This window comes from Deinococcus sp. AJ005 (assembly GCF_009017495.1).
GTDB lineage: Bacteria > Deinococcota > Deinococci > Deinococcales > Deinococcaceae > Deinococcus.
On sequence record NZ_CP044990.1, the window covers coordinates 2,102,706 to 2,124,401 of the forward strand.

Consider the following 21,696-nt stretch of genomic DNA (forward strand, 5'->3'; position numbering starts at 1 on the left):
GGCAGATGCTCTCCGCCGCCCCTTGTTAAAACTGAGGTTACTTCATCGCTTCTTCGCGGGTGACGTTCAGGTACACCGCCACGTCGTCCATGCTTTCCACTTGAGTCAGCGAGACATAGTGGTGCTGGCCGTCGCTGCTGTCACTTTTGGTCAGTTTGATCTTGTCGCCGTCCAGGTGGTCCAGGGTGCCGACATGCTCGCCGTCTTTGTCCTTGACCTGCATGTGTTCGCCGCCCTTGTCCAGACGCTCCTTGAGGTCCTTGGCAATGCGCTCGGTGATCTGCCCTGCTTCCATCTTGTCATTCTGTGTCATGCCCCCAGGCTAGGCCCAGCAGATGACTCTGGGATTGGCAGGGGCGTTAGAGAACGTTCAGAGATGCGCTTTGCGTAAGCATCCCGGCAGAAGCGGCGACGTCTGCCCCTTACGCTGCCAGACATGCTTTTTGACGTGCTGGATATAGACCACGCCCACGCTCTGACTCCCGACTTCTTCGTGGGCGATCCAGTAGAAGTGGCGCGCTCGCTCATCGGCGCAGCGCTGGTGCGTGTGCTGCCAGAGGGCGCGGTGATAGCTGCCCGCATCGTGGAGACCGAGGGTTACGACTGCCCACGCGATCCCAGTTGCCATGTGATCGCCCGGCTGCCCGGCGCGGCGGCGGCGATGGGCGGTGAGCCGGGCCGCGTCTACTTCCATTACGCCTATAAACAGGCTCTGCTGAACGTCACCTGCCGTCCCGTGGGCGTTCAGGCGTCCATCCTCATCCGCGCCGTTCAGCCGATGCTGGGCGAGGAACGAATGCGCGAGATGCGATCCGTCAAACGCCCCCTTGACCTGAGCAACGGTCCCGCCAAACTGGTCACGGCGCTGGGCCTGACGGAGGAATTGAAGGGCCAGCCGATTGACAGCCCCGCCTTTTACATCGTGCCGGGTGAGGCGCTGCCGGATTCAGAGGTGGAAATTACAGCCCGCGTCGGATTGCGTCAGGGGGCGGCGTTGCCGTGGCGTTTTCTGATTCAGGGGAATGCCTGGGTGTCGCCGGGGAAACCCAGTGGAGGAATCAGTCAGCCGTAAGCGCGGCCACACCCTGAATCGCTGTCAGCCGCCCGGCCTCCACATCGACCCGCAAGTCGCGGAGTTTACGTCCATCTAGACCACTCCGAAACAACCGCCACGCTGCCTCACGCAACAACTCGTCAAACCACTGGGCGGTCTGGGTGCGGCGTCTGACTTCCAGATTGACTTCCTGCACGTATTCCAGAACCACGTCCCACACTTCCGGCACGCCCTCACCCGTCAAGGCAGAGGCACGCAGAGAGCGGGGCCGCCACGGGGCATCGTGTGGGGTCAGCAGGTTCAGGGCGGCGCGAAGTTCGGTCTGGGCACGAATCGCTGCCTTGGGGTCACTGTCCGCCTTGTTCACCACGCACACGTCAGCCAGTTCCATGATGCCGCGCTTGATGCCCTGCAATTCATCCCCGGCGTTGGGCAGCGTGAGCAGCACGAACAGATCGGTCATGGCAGCCACCTGCGTCTCGCTCTGGCCCACGCCCACGGTTTCTACCAGCACCACGTCATAGCCCGCCGCCTCGCACAGCGTGATGGCCTCGCGGGTGCGCCGGGCCACGCCGCCCAGGTTGCCCCCCGCAGGACTGGGGCGGATGTAGGCGTTGGGATGAACGGTCAGCCGGGGCATGCGCGTTTTGTCGCCCATGATGCTGCCCCCCGTGCGGGCACTGCTGGGGTCCACGGCCAGCACGGCAACTTTGTGGCCCGCATCGGCCAGATGAATGCCCAGCGCCTCAATAAACGTGGATTTGCCCACGCCCGGCACACCTGTCAAGCCCACCCGAATGGACTGCCCGGCGTGCGGCGCGACTTCTGAGAGCAAAGCCTGTGCTTCGGCCTCATGATCGGCGCGGGTGGACTCGCTGAGGGTGATGGCGCGGGCCAGCGCGCGGCGACTGCCGGACAGAAGAGGGGCGACTAGTGGGTGGGCCATAGGACTGGGATGGAAGAGTTGCACAGGCTAGTGACGGCGGCAGGCATCAAACCGCTTGCCCATCCCGCTCGTTCAGCAGCCGCAAAACCTCCCGCGCACTGGTCAGAATGGGGGTTCCAGGGCCGAAGATGCCGGCCACCCCCGCCGCCCGCAGCGCCGCGTAATCCTGCTGGGGAATCACACCGCCCGCGATGACCAGAATATCTCCGGCCTCCTGGTCCTTCAGCGCGGCGATCAATTGCGGAATCAGCGTTTTATGCCCCGCTGCCTGAGAACTGACGCCGATCACATGCACGTCGTTCTCCACCGCCTGCCGCGCGGCCTCGTCGGGGGTCTGGAACAGCGGTCCCACGTCCACGTCAAAGCCCAGATCGGCGAAGCCAGTGGCAATGACCTTCGCGCCCCGGTCATGGCCGTCCTGGCCCATCTTGACCACCAGCATGCGGGGGCGGCGGCCCTCGGCCTCGGCGAAGGCTTCAATGTCGCCCTGCAACGCGGCAAAGCCCTCGTCCCCGGCGTAACCCTGGGCGTACACACCGCTGAGGGTACGAACCTCGGCGCTGTGACGGCCCCAGACCCGCTCCAGCGCGTCGCTGACCTCACCCACCGTGCAACGGGCGCGCATGGCCTCCACAGACAGGGCCAGCAGGTTGCCAGTTTCGGTGCGGGCGGCGTTTTCCAGCGCCTCCAGACACACCTTGACCACTTCCGGGTCACGTTCGGCCTTGACTCGGTTCAGCCGCGCGATCTGGGATTCGCGCACCGCGTCGTTGTCAATTTCCAGCAGATCCACGGGCGTCTGCTCGCTCAATCGGTACTTGTTGACGCCCACGATCACGTCCTCGCCCCGGTCAATGCGGGCCTGTTTGCGGGCCGCGCTTTCCTCAATTCTCAGCTTGGGAATCCCGGCTTCAATGGCCTTCGCCATGCCGCCCAGTTCCTCCACCTCGCGCATCAACTCACGCGCTTTCTCGGCCAGATCAAAGGTCAGGCGTTCCATCAGATAGCTGCCGCCCCAGGGATCCACCACGTCGGGAATGCCGGTTTCTTCCTGAATCAGCAACTGGGTGTTCCGGGCAATCCGAGCCGAGAACTCGGTGGGCAGGCCAATCGCCTCGTCAAAGGCGTTGGTGTGCAGGCTCTGGGTGCCGCCAAATACGGCGGCCATCGCCTCCACTGCCGTCCGCACGACGTTGTTGTATGGGTCCTGCTCGGTCAGGGACCACCCGGAGGTCTGGCAATGGGTTCGCAGGGCGCGGCTCATGGGGTTCTTGGGGTTAAAGCCCGCCATGATCTCGTCCCACAGTAGGCGGGCGGCACGCAGCTTGGCCACCTCGGTGTAGAAGTTCATGCCGATGGCAAAGAAGAACGACAGACGCGGGGCGAAGGCGTCCACGTCCAGCCCCTTCTTCAGCGCGGCCCGCACGTATTCCAGGCCGTCCGCCAGCGTGTAGGCCAGCTCCAGCGCGGCATTTGCCCCGGCCTCCTGCAAGTGGTAGCCGCTGATGGAGATGGAATTAAAGCGCGGCATCTTCTCGGCGGTGTAGGCGATGATGTCCGCCACGATTCGCATGGAGGGTTCCGGCGGGTAGATGTATGTGTTGCGGACCATGAACTCTTTGAGAATGTCGTTCTGGATGGTGCCCGAGAGCTGGTCCAAGCTGGCCCCACCCTCCTGCCCGGCCACGATGTATCCGGCCAGAATGGGCAGCACCGCGCCGTTCATGGTCATGGACACCGACATCTGATCCAGCGGAATGCCGTCAAACAGCAGTTTCATGTCCTCCACGCTGTCGATGGCGACTCCGGCCTTGCCGACGTCGCCCACCACGCGCGGGTGGTCCGAGTCGTAGCCCCGGTGCGTTGCCAGGTCAAAGGCCACCGATAGGCCCTTTTGTCCGGCGGCGAGGTTGCGGCGGTAAAAGGTGTTGCTGGCCTCGGCGGTGGAAAACCCCGCGTACTGCCGGATGGTCCAGGGCCGCGCGGCATACATGGTGGCGCGGGGGCCACGCGTATAGGGCGACAGGCCAGGCAGGGTATCGGCCCCGCCGTCTTCAGGCAGATCGGCGCGGGTGTACAGCGCTTTGAGGGTCAGACCCTCGGGGGTAAGGCGGTTCAGGGTTTCGGGTTCCGCGCCCTTCAAATCCTTGCGGGCCAGCGCCTTCCAGGCGTCCAGCTTGGGTGTGTGTTGATCGCTCATGCGCTGTGGCCTCCGTGTAGGACCATGATGCCACGCCGGAGCCTAACGGGCGTTAGGAAGAGGCTGAGACAAAAAGGGTGCGTCTCAACTTTCTTTGGCCACTTCCTGCGCCAGCGCTTCCTCAATCCCGCGCCAACGCCAGCCCGTTTCTAGAAACTGCACCTCTCCCCCATCCCACAGCAGATGTGCGCCGATCACAGCCCCACCGGCAATGGCGAGAGCAGCGGTTGTTAGCCTGTCGAGCGGAGCGTCGGGGCATAGCCGGGCGGCGGCAATGCGTAGCGCTGGGGCAAGGGGCAAGGGCGGGCAGGTGACGCGGACACGGGCAGGCAGACTCACCCCCACAGGGTACACAGCCACCTGAAGAGGGTGGGGCGATGTGAAATTTTTCGCTGTCCGGCAGGTCACTTTGAATAGAATGCGCCCGATGACCGACAGACCAGGGACCGCCCCTTGAGGACACCGCACTGATGCGCGTGCTGGCCTGGCTGTTGACCGTGGTTCTCATAGCCTTCGTGCTGGGGCTGACAGCGCTGACGCTGGGGGCTTTCGCCTCGCTGGGGTCCGGCGCGCCGTTGTGGCTGCGCTCGGTGGGAAGCCTGGAACATGCCATCAGCGGGCAACTCGGCCTGGGCAGCCTGACCAATTTTGCGCGTGCCCTGGGACTGACCGTGCTGACCAGCGCGCTGGCGGGTCTGGCGGCCTACATCAAACCAAGGGCCTGAGAGGCTGTGGGTCTGGCGCGAATCCTGCAAGCAGGTGCTGTCAAAAGACTTGTTGTCCGGGTGAGCAGTCAGGCGTCCTTGATAGACGGCCCCATGCGGACGTTCTCCCACGGCGACAGCCTATTCTGACCACGACAGCGCGTCACTTTTGCTGGACGGGACGAACTGCCACGACTCGTCTGCGAGAAAATCACGTCACTGGACATCTTTCGTTCCAGTGACGTGATTCTCGGAACTCCTCTAGTTCAGCGCCCGGCTGAAGCTGTGCGAGGCGCGCAGTTTCATGTCCTCCAGCGCGTTCCAGTCGGGGGTAACGCGACGAATCGCCTCTTCTACCAGAATGGCCGGGACCGGGGGCAGCGGATGGCTGGGCGCGCCCGCATCGATGCAGAAGCCCTGGACCTTGGGATCGTATGCGACGCCGGAGAATGGCGTTCCAGCGGCGGCGGCCAGGATCAGCGCGTGCAGCCGAACGCCGATCACGTAGCCGCTGCGCGCGATGGTGTCCAGGGCCGTCTGCGGATCACGGGTGCTGACCACATGGTTTGCGCCCAGCGCGTGGGCCGCCGCGTCGTCGTGGTCCGGCATGAAACTCAGGGCCGTGACATGCCGCCCGGCGCGTCGGAGCTGCAATGTGACCTCCTGCAAGGGTTCCAGCGCCTCGGTCACATCGCCACGCGGGGCGATGATCACACTTTGCAGGTCACGCGGCAGCTCCGGCGTGGGCAACAGCAGCAGGGCTGGATCGCCGCCCAGTTCACCTTTCAGGCCCAGACCCTCCAGGGTGTCCAGGCTCCCGGCGTCGCGCACGATGATCCGCAGGCCCGCCAGCGCGGCGGCCACCCGGCGCCCACCTTCCGGCGACAGGGGGCCGACGCTCTGGTTAAAGATCACCACACGCTTGCCCATCATTCGGGCCAGACGGATCACGCCCAGGTAATAGCTGAGGGTGCGGGCGCTCGTCTTATCCTGAAGCAGGCCGCCTCCCCCACTGAGCAGCACGCTGGAGCGGGCCACCGCCGAGAGCAGCGGCAGCGGCTTCATGCGCGCCGCTGCCTCGCCGCCGTAAGTCCGGGCCGATTCCTGCGGGGTATTGGAGAGCAGCAGCGGGGTCATACCGCGCTTCCTGATCTCGCGGGTGATCGCCAGCGCAATCGCCTCGTCGCCCGTGTTGCCAAAACCGTAATAGCCGCTGACGGCCACCCGGCGGCTCACGCCTGACCTCTGGAACCAGCGGTGATGCGCGGCGCACCGTAGGTCTTCCACAGGCCCATCGCGTACCTCAGCGCCCAGATCGCCACGCCGCCCAGCAGCAGGCCCAGCCCCAGCCCGATGAACACGCGGGCCGCGCTGATCAGAAACGGCGTGTGAAAGTGCGAGAAGGTGTTCAGGATACTGGACTGCCCCACCACCCCGGCCAGGATCAACAGCCCGCTGAAGTAGCCCGGCAAGGTGCCGCTGAGGCCCAGCAAGGCCAGCGGATGCGCGGCGATTTCCTTGAAACGCGGGCGGATGATCGAGTCCTGAACCTCACGCCGCAGGGACGCCTCGAAGGTGCTGGCCGAGCCACCCGTGGCGTTGCCACGCCGCTCATAGACCAGCGACAGCAGCACGAACCCCAGCGCCATCACGGCCACATCGCCCAGCCGGATCGGGGCGGCGTAGATATCAGCCGCCGTTTTGCGGATGTCCTGGCGCGGCAGGAAGCTCAGGGCCACCAGCGTCAGCGGCAGCAGCAGCGTTAAGCCCACGCCCCGGAACGGTTCGAGGCCCAGCGTGCTTTCCCGGCTGGCCCCCAGCGCCGAAACGAACAGGATGCCCACCAGACTCAGGCCCGTCGCCAGGAACCAGTCGGTGACCTTTGAACGCCGCAGCACCAGCCCCAGCGCCGGAAAGGCCACGGCGGCCACCAGTGCGGCACTCTCGAAGGGATGCAGGGTGTTTAGGCCGAAGGCCAGCAGGACCACGACACCCGCCGCGACCACGCCCAGCCTCGTCAGCGGGAAGCTCAGGCCCAGCAGCAGCAGCGCGGCCAGCGGCCCGATCATGCTCAACGCCTTCAGGAGCAGGCTGGGCGCAAAGGTGCCCACCTGTGGCAGGTCCAGCTTCACGCCGGACCGCTTCAGCAATTCCTGGGTACGGCCCAGCATGTCCTCGGTCTCATTGACGGTGGGGTACGGGCGCAGGTACAGCAGCCGCATGCCGCGCTCACGGGCGGCCAGGTTGTACTTGCTGGCCACGTCCAGCGGCTCGAGCTGGTTCTGGTAACTGGGGGCCAGCGCGAACAGCCGCACCCCGCCATGTGTGGGGACCAGTTCGTCCAGCCCTTTTTGAATGTTGCCCTCGATAATCGCCGGGAGCCGCTTGCCCAGCGCCTTATCCACCTGCGCCAGCAGCTCCGGCGTGCGCGCCCCGATCACCTGATCACCCGTGAAGGCGATGAACGGCACATCCGGCCAGTCTGCGCCCACCTTCGGGGTTGGCACCGCGTCATCCTGATAGGGGCGGTAGACCACGACCAGACCTTGTTTTTTAAAGTCGTTCACTGCTGCCGTATCCGGCCCAGCGGGCAAGAAGCGCGGGTCAGAAGGCCACTCGACCCAGGTGCGGCCCGCGATCTGCACGTCACGGGTGGGGATGGTGTAGCGGCCCCGCAGCTCCTCGGCGATGGCTGGGGTGGCGGCGCGCATATACACCGCGTTGGTCTTGATCCCCTGCCCCGGAAAGTCCGCCGCCAGATCGGAGCCGTTTTTCAGGTACACCTCGCCGCGCTGTTCCAGGCTGGCAATGGTGTCCTCGTACAGCGCCACGCCGTTGACGCCCAGCGCCTTGTACTTGTCCAGCAACGCCTGCGGCTCCAGGCCAAAGCGGCGGGCCTGGACCACCAGCGCCGGATAGTCCATCACCATGGCCGCCGTCTTCTGCGCCTGCTCGTACTGCACGCGCTGAAAGGCCAGCAGCAGCGCCGGAATCAGCGACAGCGCGATCAGCCCCAGTAAAAGCGGTGTCCAGGGATGGCGGGTGGCGGGCGGCAGCGAGGCGGGCGACATGGGGTGGGGCAGCGGGGCGCGGTTCGGGTCGGTCACAGGCACATCCTAGCGGTGAGACGGGGCGAGAGAGATGAAGCGGGCAAAAATCGGAGCATCCTAACGCCTGTGCGAATAAGGCACGTCAGCCGAAGGATGGAGCGCGGTTTATTCCTGGCGTCCTGCTGTTCGTGCCACCCGATCTGCATCACCAGACGGCAGCGCCTGATACATCACATGCAGCCCTACCCGGCCCAGCGTGGGATGCGCGAAAGCTTCAGGGATGGTGGTCATGACCGCGAAGCCCAGCGATTGCCACAGGTGGACGGCGGCCCGGTTCGTCTCCACCACGGCGTTAAACTGCATACCCGAATATCCCTTTTCGCGTGCCCAGCGCACTGCCTCCTCGCCCAGCCTGCGCCCAATGCCCCGGCCCTGCGCCGCCGGGGCCACCATGAAACTGGCCGTGGCGATATGCGCCCCGCGGCCCGGACGGTTCGGTCCCATCCTGGCGCTGCCCAGCACAGTCCCCTCACTGTCCACTGCCATCACGCAGCGGCCCGGCGGCCCCTCCAGCCAAAGCCCGCCAATCTCGGCGTTGCTCAGGTCTTCGGGATAGGCGTAGGTTTCCCCGGCAGCGACGATGGCCTGGAAAATCGGCGCGAACTGGGGCAGATCGGCAGTGGTGGCCTTGCGGAGAATCACACCGCCAGCGTAACGGCAGCCGTGCCGGACTGGAATGTGCCGAACGGCTTAACCACACCCACCACGCGCTACACTCTGGCGTCACGCCCAGGCAGGCGCGAGGGAAGGCCCCGGAATCCATCCGGCCAGCCGAGAGGAGAGACAACCATGAAGGCACACATGATCACCTACGGGTGTCAGATGAACGAATACGACTCGCACCTGGTCCAGTCGCAACTGGTCAGCTTTGGCGCGGATCTGGTGGACAGCATCGACGAGGCCGACTTCGTGCTGGTCAACACCTGCGCGGTGCGCGGCAAGCCGGTGGACAAGGTCCGCAGCCTGCTGGGGCAACTGCGCAAGGTCAAATCGCAGCGCCCGCTGGTGGTGGGCATGATGGGCTGCCTGGCGCAGCTTGAGGAAGGTCAGCAGATGGCCCGCAAGTTCGAGGTGGACGTGCTGCTGGGGCCAGGGAGTCTGCTGGACATCGGCACGGCGCTGGAAAGCAACGGTCGTTTCTGGGGCCTGCAATTCAAGGACGAGTTGCACGAACACATTCCGCCGCCCCCGCAGGGCAAATTGCAGGCCCACCTGACCATCATGCGCGGCTGCGACCACCACTGCACCTATTGCATCGTGCCCACCACGCGCGGCCCGCAGGTCAGCCGCTCGCCCGACGACATCCTGCGCGAGCTGGACCTGCAACTGGCGGCGGGCGTGCAGGAAGTCACGCTGCTGGGCCAGAACGTCAATGCCTACGGCGTGGACGGCGGCGCGAGGCTGGCAGGTTATCCATCGTTTGCCGATCTGCTGCGAATGGTGGGGCGCAGCGGCGTGAAGCGCATCAAATTCACCACCAGCCACCCCATGAACTTCACCGAGGACGTGGCCGCCGCGATGGCCGAGACGCCCGCCGTCTGCGATTTCGTGCATCTGCCCGTCCAGAGCGGAAGCAGCCGCGTGCTGCGCCGTATGGCCCGCGAATACAGCCGCGAGACGTATCTGGGCCACATCGCCGCCATCAAGAAGCACCTGCCCAACGTGGTCCTCGCCACCGACATCATCGTGGGCTTTCCCGGCGAGACTGAGGAAGATTTTCAGGAAACGCTGAGCCTGTACGACGAGGTGGGCTACGACAGCGCCTATATGTTCATCTACTCGCCGCGCCCCGGCACGCCCAGTTACAAGCACTTCGAGGACCTGCCGCGCGAGTTGAAGACCGAACGCCTGCAACGCCTGATCGTGAAGCAAAAGGAGTGGAGCAAGCTTCGCAACGCCACCAAAGTCGGTACCGTGCAGGAAGTGCTGCTGCGCGGCGATGCCCACAGCGAGGGCTTTTTGGAGGGCCACACGCGCGGCAACCACCCCACCGTGGTCCCCAAAGCCATCGGTGCGGATGGTGCGGGCGTCTACCCGGTGTTAATCGGCCACAGCACCCCGCATATGCTCTACGGCCAGATCGTGGGCGCGGACGGCCAGCCATTGCCGGAAATTCCCAGGCTGGAAGCCCAGGCAGCGGCGCTGATCAGCCCGTTACAGATGGCGTAAAAAGCACGACAGCACAGGCCCTCTCCATACAGAGAGGGCTTTTCGATTTCTGCTTCAGCCGGGGGCGACAGAGATCATCAGGGGGCTATTTGATGTCCACCTGAAACGCCGGAACTTTCACCTGAATGGTGCGGAAGCCGTCAGCCCCGGTGCCGTCGGAGGCCAGCTTGACGTTGACACCGGCCTGGGCTTCCAGCGTGCGGACGCCGGTTTCCTGCGGGAATTCCACCACGGCCTGGATGCGTTCGCCGATGTTCCAAGGTGCGGGCGGCAGGTACGAGGCCACGCAGACCTGAAACTGTCCGTACTTCAGGTCCGGCTGACCGGTCTTGGCAGTATCCAGCACGCTGAGGCTGAAGGGCCGGGGACAGTCGTTCTTGAGCAGCAGGTCATGCGGGCCGAGGTTGACCAGCGTGACCGTCAGCAGCCGCCCATTGACACTGACGCCGGAACTGATCTGGGTCTGCGGCACGGTGACACGCGGGGCACAAGAAGTGGCGGCCAGCGCCAGACCCGCCAGCAGAAGACGCGGAGACAACAGGGGGGAGAGGCGAAACATGACGTCCAGGGTAACAGTCCGCTTCTGAGAAAGCGCGCGGGGTGGCTGTTGCAGGCACGTCATTCGGCAGGAATGCGGAGCGGGGAACTTCGCTTGTGCCTCACGCGCCGACAAAAACAGTCATGTCATGCCGACGCGCGGTGACCGCCCACACGCCGCAGAGGCGCGAATCGGCAGCCGCCATTCTGGGTTACAGGTTGGATTTCCGCCTCCTGGCACGGGTGCAGCGCCTTTCCAGGCCATGCCTTCAGCGGATGCTGGCCCAGTTCACACTAAGCCGGATGACCTACGCTATGATGCGCGCGTTCAAACACTAGACAGGTGACAGGCCGGGCAACTTTCGAGCTGTTTTTTCCTTTTGACCCGCCCCATCCGTCAACCCACCTTTCAGGAGGCTCCATGAAGAAAACCGCGAAAAAGTTGGCCACCCTCAGCTCGTTGCTCCTCGTTTCTGCCGCGCTGGCCGCGTCGCCCACCGATACGCTGGTCATCCAGTCGTCCAGTGACGTGCCGACGATGGACCCCGGCGTGACCTACGACACCGCGTCCTCGGCCCTCGTGGACAACATGTACGAAACGCTGATCACCTATGACGGCGCCAGCCTGACCAAGCTGGTGCCTCTGCTGGCCACCAAATGGACCCCCAGCAACGGCGGCAAGACCTACACCTTCGATCTGCGCAAGGGCGTCAAGTTCCACAGCGGCGCGACCATGACCTGCGCCGACGCGGAATACAGCTTCGAGCGCAACTTGGTCACCAACAGCGGCGCGAGCGGCAACTGGTTCATCGCCGAGGCGCTGACCGGCACCCAGAGCAACGCTGCCGACGACAAGACCGTGACCTGGGCCAGGATCGACAAGTCCGTGGAGTGCAATGCCGCCGGGCAACTGGTCTTTACCCTGCCCGCCGTGGACCCCGCCTTCCTGGCCAAGCTGGCCTACACCGGTCAGGCCATCCTGGAAAAAGCCTACAGCACCAAGATTGGCGAGTGGGACGGCACCGAGAAGACATGGAAGGACTGGATCGGCAAGGACCTGACCGACAGCGAATTGAGCAAGAAGCCCAACGGCACCGGCCCTTACAAGTTGGTCCGCGCCGACGCCAACAACCACCTGTTCCAGGCGTTTGACGGCTACTGGGGCAAGAAGCCCACCATCAAGAACGTGATTCAGCAGAAGGTGCCTGAACTGGCCGCCCGTCAGCAGGCGCTGCTGCGCGGCGACGCCGACATTATCGACGGTGGCGGGCGCAGTGTGGACGAGGCTCAGGTCAAGGGCAAGCCCGGCGTGACCTGGGTGGACGATCTGCCCAACACCACGTCCACGGCCATCTTCATGAACGAGAAGATTGCGGGCGCAAACAACGCGCTGCTGGGCAGCGGCAAGCTGGACGGCAAGGGCATTCCCTCCAACTTCTTCAGCGACGTGAACGTGCGCCGGGGCTTCTCTTACGCCTTTAACTACCAGGGCTATATCAAAGACGTGCAGAACACCAAGGGCAAGCAGCGCACCATGCTGATGCCCGATATCTTCCCCGGCTACGATCCCAAGGTCAAGACTTATACCTTCGACGCCGCCAAGGCCACCGACTACTTCAAGCGCGCCTGGGGCGGTCAGCTCTGGAAGAACGGCTTCGTGCTGACGGCCAACTACCGCGCCAGCGCCCCGGCCTCGCAGACCGCGATGGAAATCCTGAAGAAGAACATCGAGTCAATCAATCCCAAGTTCCGCGTGAACATCCAGGCCAAGCAGTGGTCCGAGATGCTGGCCGATTCCAAGAAGGGTCAGGAAGCCATGATCCTGATCGGCTGGGCACCCGACTATGCCGATGCAGACAACTTCATGTATACCTTCTACGCCAGCGACGGCTACTACAGCCCCCGCGCCAACTGGAAAGACGCCAGCGTGGACAAGTGGCTCAAGCAGGCCCGCAGCACCATCAACACTGCCGAGCGCAACCGCCTGTACAGCCTGGTGGGTAACCGCGCCTACGAACAGGCCCCCTACATCCTGGTGCCCGCGCCCGTGAATTACACCTTCTACAGCAGCCGCGTCAGTGGCGCGCCGCTGACCAAGGCCGGATTCAATCCCATGACCTCGCTGTACTGGAAGGAACTGAGCAAGAAGTAAACCGTCCCTTCCGTGACCTGATATGTCTCAAGGGACAGGCGGGGCGACCACGAACGTGGGGTTGCCCCCCTCCCTTTTTTTCCTTTGCCCAGCTTTCTTCTTTTGCACAGCTTCTTCCTTTGCACAGTGCCGCCCCCGCCCACCGCACTCTCCTGATCTTCCCCGATCTTCCTTTCCTGCACACCGAGGCCCAGATGCTTAATTTCACCATTCGGCGGCTGCTCCAGATTCCACTGGTCATGATTGCCCTGTCCATCATCGTCATCGGCCTGACGCAACTGCTGACGCCCGAGCAGCGGGCCGCCCCGTACATCCGCAGCGAGCAGCAGGCCGCCCGCCTGGAACAGATCATCACCGAGCGCGGACTGCGCGATCCCTTCCCGATTCAGTACGGGCGCTGGTTTTCCAACATCGTCAAGGGCGATCTGGGCTATTCCAAGGCCAGCAACAAAGACGTGCTGGCTACCATTCAGGAGCGCCTGCCCAACACCGTCGAACTGTCGCTGGTGACGGCCATTCCCATTCTGCTGCTGTCCATCTGGCTGGGCACCCTGAGCGCACTGCACAAGGACAAATTGATCGACCAGATTCTGCGGGTGGTGGTGGTCTTCGGCTACAGCCTGCCCACCTTCGTGCTGGGCATCGTGCTGCTGGCGGTGTTTTACGCGTATCTGGGCTGGCTGCCCGGCGCAGGGCAACTGGATATCCTCAACCAGTTCGCGGTGGGTGACCTGAAGCGCTACACCGGCATGATGACCGTGGACGCCGCCCTGAACGGACGCTGGGACATCGCCTGGGACGCCTTGCAGCATATGATCCTGCCCGCCGTGACCCTGCTGATCGTGCTGAGCGCCAATCTGGTCAAGGTGATGCGCAACAGCATGCTGGAGGTGCTGACCAGCGATTACGTCCGCACCGCCCGTGCCAAGGGGCTGTCATCCAAAGTGGTGAACGGCAAACACGCCCGCCGCAACGCGCTGCTACCGATCGTGACGCTGGGCGGCTTTCTGGTCATCGGTCTGCTGGGCGGCTCGGTGATCACCGAAACGATCTTTGCCTACCCAGGGATCGGGCAGTGGTTCGTACAGGCCGCGCTGCAACTCGACATTGCCGGGGTGCTGGGCTTCACGCTGCTCTCGGCGCTGCTGGTGGTGGTCATGAGTACCGTGGTGGACCTGCTCTACGGCGTTCTCGATCCACGCGTGAGGTTCTACTGATGCTCCGCACTCATCTGCTCAGGAGGTCCGCATGACGACCACTGCCTCTGCCCCCATCGCCATTGAGAAACGCGGCGCGTTCCAGATGTTCTGGACGGGTCCGGCCATGCGCAAGATGCGGCGTAACCCGCTGGCCATCGGCGGTCTGGTCATCACGCTGATGTTCGCGCTGCTGGCCCTGTTCGCCCCACTGGTGGCCAAACCCACCGGCAACTGTCTGCGCGACCTGAACATGACCAGCGCCAATCAGGTGTACAACCCGCTGGGCGCACCGTTCTGGAACGCAGTCTTTGCCCCGCCTGCCAGTTGCTACAAGATCCAGCGCCTGAGCTTCGCGCAGGAACCCGCGCCGCCCAATTCGATTCCCGGGGCCACGGCGCCTTTCGGCACCGTCAACGGCTACAACATTTTTTACGGTCTGGTCTGGGGCACGCGCACCGCGCTGAAAATGGCCTTCATCATCGTGGGCATCACGCTGGTGGTGGGCGTGCTGATCGGGGCCATCAGCGGCTTTTACGGCGGCTGGATCGACAACCTGATCCAGCGCTTTATCGACGTGCTGTTCGCCATGCCGGGGCTGGTCCTGACGGTGGTGATCCTGACGATTCTGCGCGCCAAGAATCCAGGCGGCGATCCGACGTGGCCGATCATCCTGGCGTATTCGGTGGCGGGCTGGGCCGGGTACGCCCGCGTGATCCGGGGCGATGTCCTCAAGACCCGTCAACTGGAATACGTGGACGCCGCGCGTGGCCTGGGCGCACGCGACATGCGCATGATCCTCAAGCACATCATTCCCAACAGCGTGACCACTGTGTTCACCATCTCGGTGCTGGATCTGGCCACCGTGCCGCTGGGCATCGCCGCCCTGAGTTTCCTGGGCCTGGGCTTCGAGCCGGGGTATTCCGAGTGGGGCCAACTGGTGGACTTCGCCCGCGCGTGGCTGAAGCCCGAGTACTGGTACGTGCTGGTCTTCCCCGCCGCCTTCATCATCCTGTTCAGTCTGGCCTTCAACTTATTCGGCGACGGCCTGCGCGACGCGCTGGACCCCAAGACAAGGTAGGTCCGGCCATTGGAGCGCGGCACGTGGGAGTCATCCCCACCGCCGCGCTCTTTTGATCTGGCTTTTGTAATCTGACGGTGGCGTCTTGCAGAGTTCAGGGCCGAAGTAGAATACCCCCATGACCAGTTCGGCCCTCCAGAAAATGAGCGAGACGGAATACCTCCGCACGGAGGAACTCAGTCCGTTCAAGCGGGAGTATGTGGACGGATTCGTGTACGCCCTGCATGGCGAGGACACCCCAAACGCTCAGGCTGGAGCGCTGAGCAAACACGGCCTGATCGGCACAAACCTAGTTGCCGCCCTGCACCGTCCAGCATTGCGCCAGAGGTGCAAGGTATACGCCAGCGACATGCAGGTGAGAATCCAGGCCAGGGGAGCGCGCTATCACTATCCCGATGTGGTGCTGACCTGCGAGGACATGGATGATGATGCCCGCTCCGCCAGCAGCCCTTGTTTTATCGTCGAGGTGCTGAGCCAGGGGACGCAGGTGATAGACCGGGGCCAGAAGTTATCGGACTACACCGCGCTGCCCAGCCTTCAGGGCTATCTGATGGTGGACACGGCCACCCGCGCCGCCCGCCTGTATACCCGCCAGGGCGAGGGCTGGGGCGAACAGTACGTCGAGGACACTGAAACGCTCCGGCTTCCATGCGTGGACGTGGAATTGACGCTGGACGAGCTGTACGAGGGGACGAGGCTCTAGCCCACCACCCCCAACCCGCCTCCACCCCAACCGCGCTCAGGCATAGGCTCTGGGCAAGTTAAACTGTCCCCATGACCGAACCCGTCTACCGCACTATGACGGAAGAGGAATATCTGCGCTGGGACGGCCCACGGGACGCCAAGTGGGAGTATGTGGACGGTTTTATCTACGCCCAGGCGGGAGCCACCAGACCGCACAACACCATTTCCACCAATATTCAGAGGGTGTTTATCCCTGCGGCTGACGCGCGGAATTGCTCCACCTTTGTCAGTGACCTCAAGGTGCGCATTTACCGTGATGGACGCCCGCGCTATTACCTGCCGGATGTCGTGGTGGTCTGCAACTCCAACTCAGAGGGCGATATCGAAACCCAGCCCTGCCTGATCGTCGAAATCCTGAGTGCCAGCACCCGCGCCGTGGACGAAACCTTCAAGGCCAGCGACTATCAGCGGCTGGAGAGCTTACAGGGCTACTTGCTGGTGGACAGCGAGCGGCAGGGGGTCATGTTCCACCGCCGCACCGCGCAGGGCTGGCAACTGGAAGCGGTGGATGAGTCGGTGCAGTTGCCGTGCCTGGATGTGTCGCTGTCTGTGGAAGCGATTTACCGCAACGTTCCCCTCTAGCCCGCCCCAGCATACCCCCAACCCGCCTCCGGCCCCACTATGCCCAAGCACGGGCCTTGGGCAAAGTAGAATGCCGATATGACCGAAGCTGCCTTTCGCAAAATGTCAGAACAGGACTACCTGCGTCTGCTGGAATGTAGTGACGTGCGGTACGAATTTATCGACGGCTTCGTGTACGCCCAGGCGGGTGCAACCAATGCCCACAATCAACTGGCCCTGAATCTGGCGCTGCTGCTTCAGCCCGAAGCCCGCAAACATGGCTGCCGGACGTATCAGAACGATATGCGATTGCGGCTGGAGAGCAAAAATGGTCAATTGACCCACTACTATCCCGATCTGATGGTCAGTTGCGAACCCGCCACGCAGGTTGCAGGCACCCTCCATTTGAGCGCCCCCTGTCTGATCGTTGAAATCCTCAGCCGCAGCACAGGCCGGGCCGACAAGAACGAGAAGTGGAAGGACTATCAGACGTTAGAAAGTTTGGAAGTTTACCTGATGGTGGACAGCCTGAGCCGCAATGCCGCCCTCTACCGCCGCACCGCCAATGGTTGGGACTATGAAATCGTGGAAGACCGCTTCACTCTCCCCCGCCCTGCAATGGAATTGGGCCTGGCTGAGATTTACGACGGCGTTCCCCTCTAGCCTCCCCGCCCCAACCCACCGTCACCCCCACCGCGCCCAAGCATGGGCCTATGCTTAAACAATGACTGACGCATCAAGGTTGCCAGAATCAATAGAAAATGTAGAGGAATTTTTTGATGAATTTGTCCGATTGAATGGTGGCGTGCGTGCATCGGATGAGGTAGGTAAAGCACCCAATTTTCGCAATGCCGACTATATACTTCATGATAGAAAAATTATCATGGAGCTTAAGGAGCTTCAAAAAAACTTTATTGAGGACGAAGATTTTGTCACTGCGGCTAAAAAAATAAAAATTGATAGGCATATGAAAGATTGGGAAGGAAAAAGCATAGAGTCACAAGAAGAATTTGATAACGTGATTCTTACAGAAATTAAGTCAACTATGCGTAAAAAGTTGGCTCAAATTTTAAAGAAAGCCAATACACAGATCAAGGATTTAAAAAAGCAAGGTATCACACAAGATTATAATGGCGTGGTAATCATTGTCAATGAGAGATTTGACCGTTATCCACATGAATATATCTTCTCCGTATTGTGCAGTGTCCTGTCTCAACAATACAGCTCGATCCGCGTACTAGTCTATTGCACAATCAATTTATGGACAGCGGCAAACGACGGGACAGATAATCTAATTTGGCTTACTGCTTACAGTGATAAAGCAGAAGATGCACTTGCAGGTCAAGTTGACGATTTAGGGCGAGCCATGTTTAATTTGCTAAACTCAAAGGGTATAGTTGACGAGGAGCTATACAGGGAGATTGAACGGTTGGAAGACATGACGGATATGATAAATCCTCGCTCATTTAGACGCGAGGATTCATAGTTGCTTTTACACTCTACGCTTTAACTTCGCCCTTGCTCCGTTCCAGAATGCTCCTCAAGACCGTTTGCAGGATGCCGCCGTTCTTATAGTAGTCGATTTCCACGGGGGTATCGATGCGGCACTGCACGGTGATCTCGCGGGTCACGCCGTCCTTGCCCACACGCAGGGTCACGTCCTGGCGCGGCTTGAGGTCGGCGGTCAACACCACGTCGATCTGCTCGTCGCCCATGATGCCCAGGCTCTCGGCGGTGTCGCCGTTCTTGTATTGCAGCGGCAACACGCCCATGCCCACCAGATTGCTGCGGTGGATGCGCTCGAAGCTCTCGGCCAGCACGGCCTTCACGCCCAGCAACATGGTGCCCTTGGCGGCCCAGTCGCGGCTGCTGCCCATGCCGTAGTCCTTGCCCGCCAGCACGAACAGCGGAATGTTGCTGGCCTTGTAGTTCTGCGCGGCGTCATAAATGCTGGTCACTTCGCCCGTGGTGTAGTCGGTGGTAAAGCCGCCCTCGGTGCCGGGGGCCAACTGGTTCTTCAGGCGAATGTTGGCAAAGGTGCCGCGCGTCATGATCCGGTCATTGCCCCGGCGGCTGCCGTAGCTGTTGAAATCCACCGGCTTGATGCCCTGATCGGTCAGGAACTTCCCAGCGGGGGTGTTGGCGTTGAAGCTGCCTGCGGGGCTGATGTGATCGGTGGTCACGCTGTCGCCCACCTTGACCAGCACCCGCGCGCCCTCAATGCTCACGATCTCGCTGGGACCATTCGCCAGATTCTCGAAGAATGGGGGGTTCTGGATGTAGGTGCTGTCGGCGTTCCAGTCGTACAGCGCGCCCTCAGAAACAGGAATGGCGTTCCACTCCTTGTTGCTCTGCTCGATGCCGTCGTAGACCTTCTTGAACATCTCGGCATTGATCGCCTGATCCATGATGGTCTGAATCTCGGCGTTGCTGGGCCACACGTCGCGCAGGTAGACGGGCTGGCCGTCCTTGCCCGTGCCGATGGGGTCATTCACGATATCGTTGACCACCGTTCCGGCCAGCGCATACACCACCACGAGGGGCGGCGAGGCCAGATAGTTGGCCTTGATGTGCGGGTTGATGCGGCCCTCAAAGTTGCGGTTGCCGCTCAGCACGCTGGCCGCCACCAGATCGCCGCCGTTGATGGCGTCCACCACGGGTTCGGGCAGCGGCCCGCTGTTGCCGATACAGGTCATGCAGCCGTAGCCGACGGTGTTGAAGCCGATCTGATCCAGGTAGGTTTGCAGGCCCGCGTTTTCCAGGTAATCCGTGACCACGCGGCTGCCGGGGGCCAGCGAGGTCTTGACCCAGGGCTTGCTGGTCAGGCCCAGTTCCACGGCCTTCTTCGCCACCAGGCCGGCGGCGATCAGCACGCTGGGGTTGCTGGTGTTGGTGCAGGAGGTGATGGAGGCCAGCGTCACCGCGCCGTGGCCGATCTTCATATCCGTGCCGGTGATCTGGCCCTGCGCGTCCAGCTTGTCGGCGGGCAGCTCGAAGCCGCGTCCCTTGACCGGGGCGGTGAGCGCCTCGGCAAAGACGGTGTGCATGTCGTTCAGGTTCACGCGGTCCTGCGGGCGCTTGGGGCCAGCCAGGCTGGGAACGATGCTGCCCAGGTCAAGTTGAATGGTATCCGTGAACATCGGATCGGGCGTCTCGTCAGTGCGGAACATGTTCTGCGCCTTGTAGTACGCCTCCACCAGCTCGATCTCGTCTTCCAGGCGTCCGGTGCGGCGCAGGTAACGCAGCGCCTCGTCGTCCACCGGGAAAAAGCCCATCGTCGCGCCGTATTCGGGGGCCATGTTGGCAATCGTGGCGCGGTCCGGCAGGGTCATGTTGCTCAGGCCCGCGCCGTAGAACTCAACGAACTTGCCCACCACGCCCTTCTCGCGCAGCATCTCGGTCACGCGCAGCGCCAGATCGGTGGCGGTTGCGCCCTCTGGCATCCGGCCCGTGATCTTGAAGCCCACCACTTCGGGCATCAGCATGTAAATCGGCTGGCCCAGCATGACCGCCTCGGCCTCGATCCCGCCGACGCCCCAGCCCACGATGCCCAGACCGTTGATCATGGTGGTGTGGCTGTCGGTGCCGACGAGGCTGTCGGGGTAAACGACAACGCCATCGTCTTCGGGGCGGCTCTGCACGCCTTTCGCCAGGTATTCCAGGTTGACCTGATGCACGATCCCGCTGGCCGGGGGCACCACACCGAAGTTGTCGAACGCCTGCTGGCCCCAGCGCAGGAACTCGTAGCGCTCGCGGTTGCGCTCGAACTCGATGGCCATGTTGTTCGCCAGCGCGAAGTCGGTGCCGAACTCGTCCACCTGAACCGAGTGGTCAATCACCAGATCGACGGGAATGAGGGGGTTGATCTTGTTGGGATCGCCGCCCATCGCCACCATCGCGCTGCGCATGGCCGCCAGATCGACGACGGCGGGCACGCCGGTAAAGTCCTGCAAGATCACGCGGGCGGGCTTGAAGGGAATTTCTACCTCTTCATTTTTAGGACTCCAGCCCGCCACGGTCAGCACGTCCTCGCGGCGCACGTCGTACTCGTTGGCCTCGCGCAACACGCTTTCCAGCAGCACCTTGATCGACACGGGCATCTTGGAGATGTCGTGGCCCTGCTCCTCGAACTTGTTGAGGTTGTAGAAGTAGAGTTTCTGACCGCTCTGGGTGGTCAGGGTGTCGCGTGCGTTAAACAGGTTCATCGCCTTTTGGGTTGCCATGATTGATAGCCTCCTTGCCCTCGCGGGCGTCCCCTCTATCATAAGCCGCGAAAGCCAAAAACCGGGCGTCACCCGCACAGTCACGACGTTCATCTTATGTAACTACCCTAGGAACAACAATTCATTCTCGAAAAAGAGGTTTTCCCATGTCAGAGCAACTCGAACCCCACCAGAAAGCCAGATTAACTGCCCTGGAAACAACCGTCCGCGACGGCCTGCGCGACTTCCGCCGCACTGGACAGGCGCTGAGCGAAATCCGCGACAACGAATTTTTCCGCGCGGGCTACGACTCCTTTGAAACGTACCTGCAAGACCGCTGGGGCTTCACGCCGCCGCAGGCCGGACGACTGATGGAGGCGGCGGACGTGGCGAAGGTGCTGGACCCGCTGGGCATCCAGCCCAAGAACGAGGCCCAGGCCCGCACCTTCAAGGCCACCGCCAAACTGGTCACTGAAATGGAACCAGAGCAGCAACGCGTGGTGGCCCGACTGGTGGAAGGTGTGACGCCGCCGCAGGTTGAAGGCGACGATTCTCCACCCTGGGATCTGCCCGCCGCCGAGGTGCGCATCATGGCGAGCGTGGTCAAGAAACTGGATGCCGACACCACCGTGTACCACCCCGAAAACGGGCGCGAGGTGGCGATGGGCACCCTCAGCGGCCCCGAACGCTACGAGGTCATCCGCACGCACGTCGATCAGAAGACCCAGGCGTACCGCGAGAAGCAGGAGGCGAAGGCCAACGCGCCGAAGCCGGAAAACGTCAACTGGGGCGACTGGGTCCTGAATTACGCCTCGCAGAACCTGAGGCCGGGACAGCGGCTGGAACTGGTGGTGGAACCCGACGGCAGCGGCGCGAGTCGCGCAGTGGCGCGCGTGGTGGACGGCAACACGGGCGAGGTGCTGGCGGCGGGCGCGGGGGCCGTGACGCTGAAGAAAGCGGCGCTGAATCTGGCGGCGGAGGTTCGGGGGTAACAGACGACGAGAGGGCAGCGCACACCCGCACTGCCCTCTCTGTGACCT

General features: G+C 62.8%; 20 protein-coding genes. 11 read left to right on the forward strand and 9 right to left on the reverse strand.

The window, feature by feature from the left end; all coding sequences use genetic code 11:
* Positions 1-37: 37 nt before the first annotated feature.
* Positions 38-313: a DUF2171 domain-containing protein gene (locus DAAJ005_RS12090; protein ID WP_151847322.1), complete on the reverse strand. Its 276-nt coding sequence runs from the start codon at positions 311-313 to the stop codon at positions 38-40.
* Positions 314-436: 123 nt separating this feature from the next.
* Between DAAJ005_RS12090 and DAAJ005_RS12095 the strand changes: the two genes are divergently transcribed.
* Entirely contained in the window at positions 437-1,072 is a 636-nt protein-coding gene (locus DAAJ005_RS12095) for a DNA-3-methyladenine glycosylase (RefSeq protein ID WP_151847323.1), read from the forward strand.
* Here DAAJ005_RS12095 and meaB read toward each other — a convergent pair.
* From meaB to DAAJ005_RS12110, 3 genes are all read right to left on the reverse strand, one after another.
* A complete protein-coding gene (gene meaB, locus DAAJ005_RS12100) occupies positions 1,059-2,000 on the reverse strand; it encodes a methylmalonyl Co-A mutase-associated GTPase MeaB (RefSeq protein WP_192930751.1) in 942 nt (313 codons plus the stop codon). The genes DAAJ005_RS12095 and meaB overlap by 14 nt on opposite strands.
* Positions 2,001-2,046: 46 nt before the next feature.
* Positions 2,047-4,200, reverse strand: coding sequence for a methylmalonyl-CoA mutase (gene scpA / locus DAAJ005_RS12105; protein WP_151847324.1), 2,154 nt, complete (start codon positions 4,198-4,200; stop codon positions 2,047-2,049).
* 84 nt (positions 4,201-4,284) lie between these two features.
* Complete coding sequence (locus DAAJ005_RS12110; protein WP_151847325.1) at positions 4,285-4,539, reverse strand: hypothetical protein; 255 nt, start codon at positions 4,537-4,539, stop codon at positions 4,285-4,287.
* Between the two features lie 131 nt (positions 4,540-4,670).
* Here DAAJ005_RS12110 and DAAJ005_RS12115 point away from each other — a divergent pair, with 131 nt between their 5' ends.
* Positions 4,671-4,925: a hypothetical protein gene (locus DAAJ005_RS12115; RefSeq protein ID WP_151847326.1), complete on the forward strand. Its 255-nt coding sequence runs from the start codon at positions 4,671-4,673 to the stop codon at positions 4,923-4,925.
* 240 nt (positions 4,926-5,165) lie between these two features.
* Here the strand turns inward: DAAJ005_RS12115 and csaB are convergent, their stop codons facing one another.
* From csaB to DAAJ005_RS12130, 3 genes are all read right to left on the reverse strand, one after another.
* Positions 5,166-6,140 (reverse strand): polysaccharide pyruvyl transferase CsaB, encoded by a 975-nt coding sequence (csaB, locus tag DAAJ005_RS12120; protein ID WP_151847327.1) that lies wholly within the window; start codon positions 6,138-6,140, stop codon positions 5,166-5,168.
* On the reverse strand, positions 6,137-7,975 hold the full coding sequence (locus DAAJ005_RS12125) for a DUF5693 family protein (RefSeq protein WP_192930950.1): 1,839 nt from the start codon (positions 7,973-7,975) through the stop codon (positions 6,137-6,139). The genes csaB and DAAJ005_RS12125 overlap by 4 nt, the downstream gene beginning before the upstream one ends.
* A gap of 144 nt (positions 7,976-8,119) precedes the next feature.
* Positions 8,120-8,656 (reverse strand): GNAT family N-acetyltransferase, encoded by a 537-nt coding sequence (locus DAAJ005_RS12130; RefSeq protein WP_151847328.1) that lies wholly within the window; start codon positions 8,654-8,656, stop codon positions 8,120-8,122.
* 147 nt (positions 8,657-8,803) lie between these two features.
* Between DAAJ005_RS12130 and miaB the strand changes: the two genes are divergently transcribed.
* On the forward strand, positions 8,804-10,183 hold the full coding sequence (gene miaB / locus DAAJ005_RS12135) for a tRNA (N6-isopentenyl adenosine(37)-C2)-methylthiotransferase MiaB (RefSeq protein ID WP_151847329.1): 1,380 nt from the start codon (positions 8,804-8,806) through the stop codon (positions 10,181-10,183).
* A gap of 85 nt (positions 10,184-10,268) precedes the next feature.
* On the opposite strand, the gene DAAJ005_RS12140 is transcribed toward miaB, so the two are convergent.
* Complete coding sequence (locus tag DAAJ005_RS12140) at positions 10,269-10,742, reverse strand: hypothetical protein (protein ID WP_151847330.1); 474 nt, start codon at positions 10,740-10,742, stop codon at positions 10,269-10,271.
* Positions 10,743-11,141: 399 nt separating this feature from the next.
* Here DAAJ005_RS12140 and DAAJ005_RS12145 point away from each other — a divergent pair, with 399 nt between their 5' ends.
* The 7 genes from DAAJ005_RS12145 to DAAJ005_RS12175 all read left to right on the forward strand — a co-directional run bounded on the left by DAAJ005_RS12145 (position 11,142) and on the right by DAAJ005_RS12175 (position 17,940).
* Entirely contained in the window at positions 11,142-12,872 is a 1,731-nt protein-coding gene (locus tag DAAJ005_RS12145; protein WP_151847331.1) for an ABC transporter substrate-binding protein, read from the forward strand.
* 194 nt (positions 12,873-13,066) lie between these two features.
* The gene (locus tag DAAJ005_RS12150) at positions 13,067-14,089 is read left to right on the forward strand and encodes an ABC transporter permease (protein ID WP_151848541.1); all 1,023 of its coding nucleotides are present in this window, start codon (positions 13,067-13,069) and stop codon (positions 14,087-14,089) included.
* Positions 14,090-14,120: 31 nt separating this feature from the next.
* Positions 14,121-15,149: an ABC transporter permease gene (locus DAAJ005_RS12155; RefSeq protein ID WP_151847332.1), complete on the forward strand. Its 1,029-nt coding sequence runs from the start codon at positions 14,121-14,123 to the stop codon at positions 15,147-15,149.
* Positions 15,150-15,267: 118 nt separating this feature from the next.
* A complete protein-coding gene (locus DAAJ005_RS12160) occupies positions 15,268-15,852 on the forward strand; it encodes a Uma2 family endonuclease (protein WP_151847333.1) in 585 nt (194 codons plus the stop codon).
* Between the two features lie 71 nt (positions 15,853-15,923).
* Positions 15,924-16,475 carry a Uma2 family endonuclease gene (locus tag DAAJ005_RS12165; RefSeq protein ID WP_151847334.1) on the forward strand — a complete coding sequence of 184 codons (552 nt, stop codon included), beginning with the start codon at positions 15,924-15,926 and terminating at the stop codon, positions 16,473-16,475.
* Between the two features lie 78 nt (positions 16,476-16,553).
* The gene (locus DAAJ005_RS12170; RefSeq protein ID WP_151847335.1) at positions 16,554-17,117 is read left to right on the forward strand and encodes a Uma2 family endonuclease; all 564 of its coding nucleotides are present in this window, start codon (positions 16,554-16,556) and stop codon (positions 17,115-17,117) included.
* Between the two features lie 61 nt (positions 17,118-17,178).
* Positions 17,179-17,940, forward strand: a complete 762-nt coding sequence (locus DAAJ005_RS12175) for a hypothetical protein (RefSeq protein ID WP_151847336.1) — start codon at positions 17,179-17,181, stop codon at positions 17,938-17,940.
* 13 nt (positions 17,941-17,953) lie between these two features.
* Here DAAJ005_RS12175 and acnA read toward each other — a convergent pair whose 3' ends face one another.
* On the reverse strand, positions 17,954-20,677 hold the full coding sequence (gene acnA / locus DAAJ005_RS12180) for an aconitate hydratase AcnA (protein WP_151847337.1): 2,724 nt from the start codon (positions 20,675-20,677) through the stop codon (positions 17,954-17,956).
* Between the two features lie 146 nt (positions 20,678-20,823).
* Here acnA and DAAJ005_RS12185 point away from each other — a divergent pair, with 146 nt between their 5' ends.
* A complete protein-coding gene (locus DAAJ005_RS12185; RefSeq protein WP_151847338.1) occupies positions 20,824-21,648 on the forward strand; it encodes a hypothetical protein in 825 nt (274 codons plus the stop codon).
* The last annotated feature ends 48 nt before the right edge of the window (positions 21,649-21,696 follow it).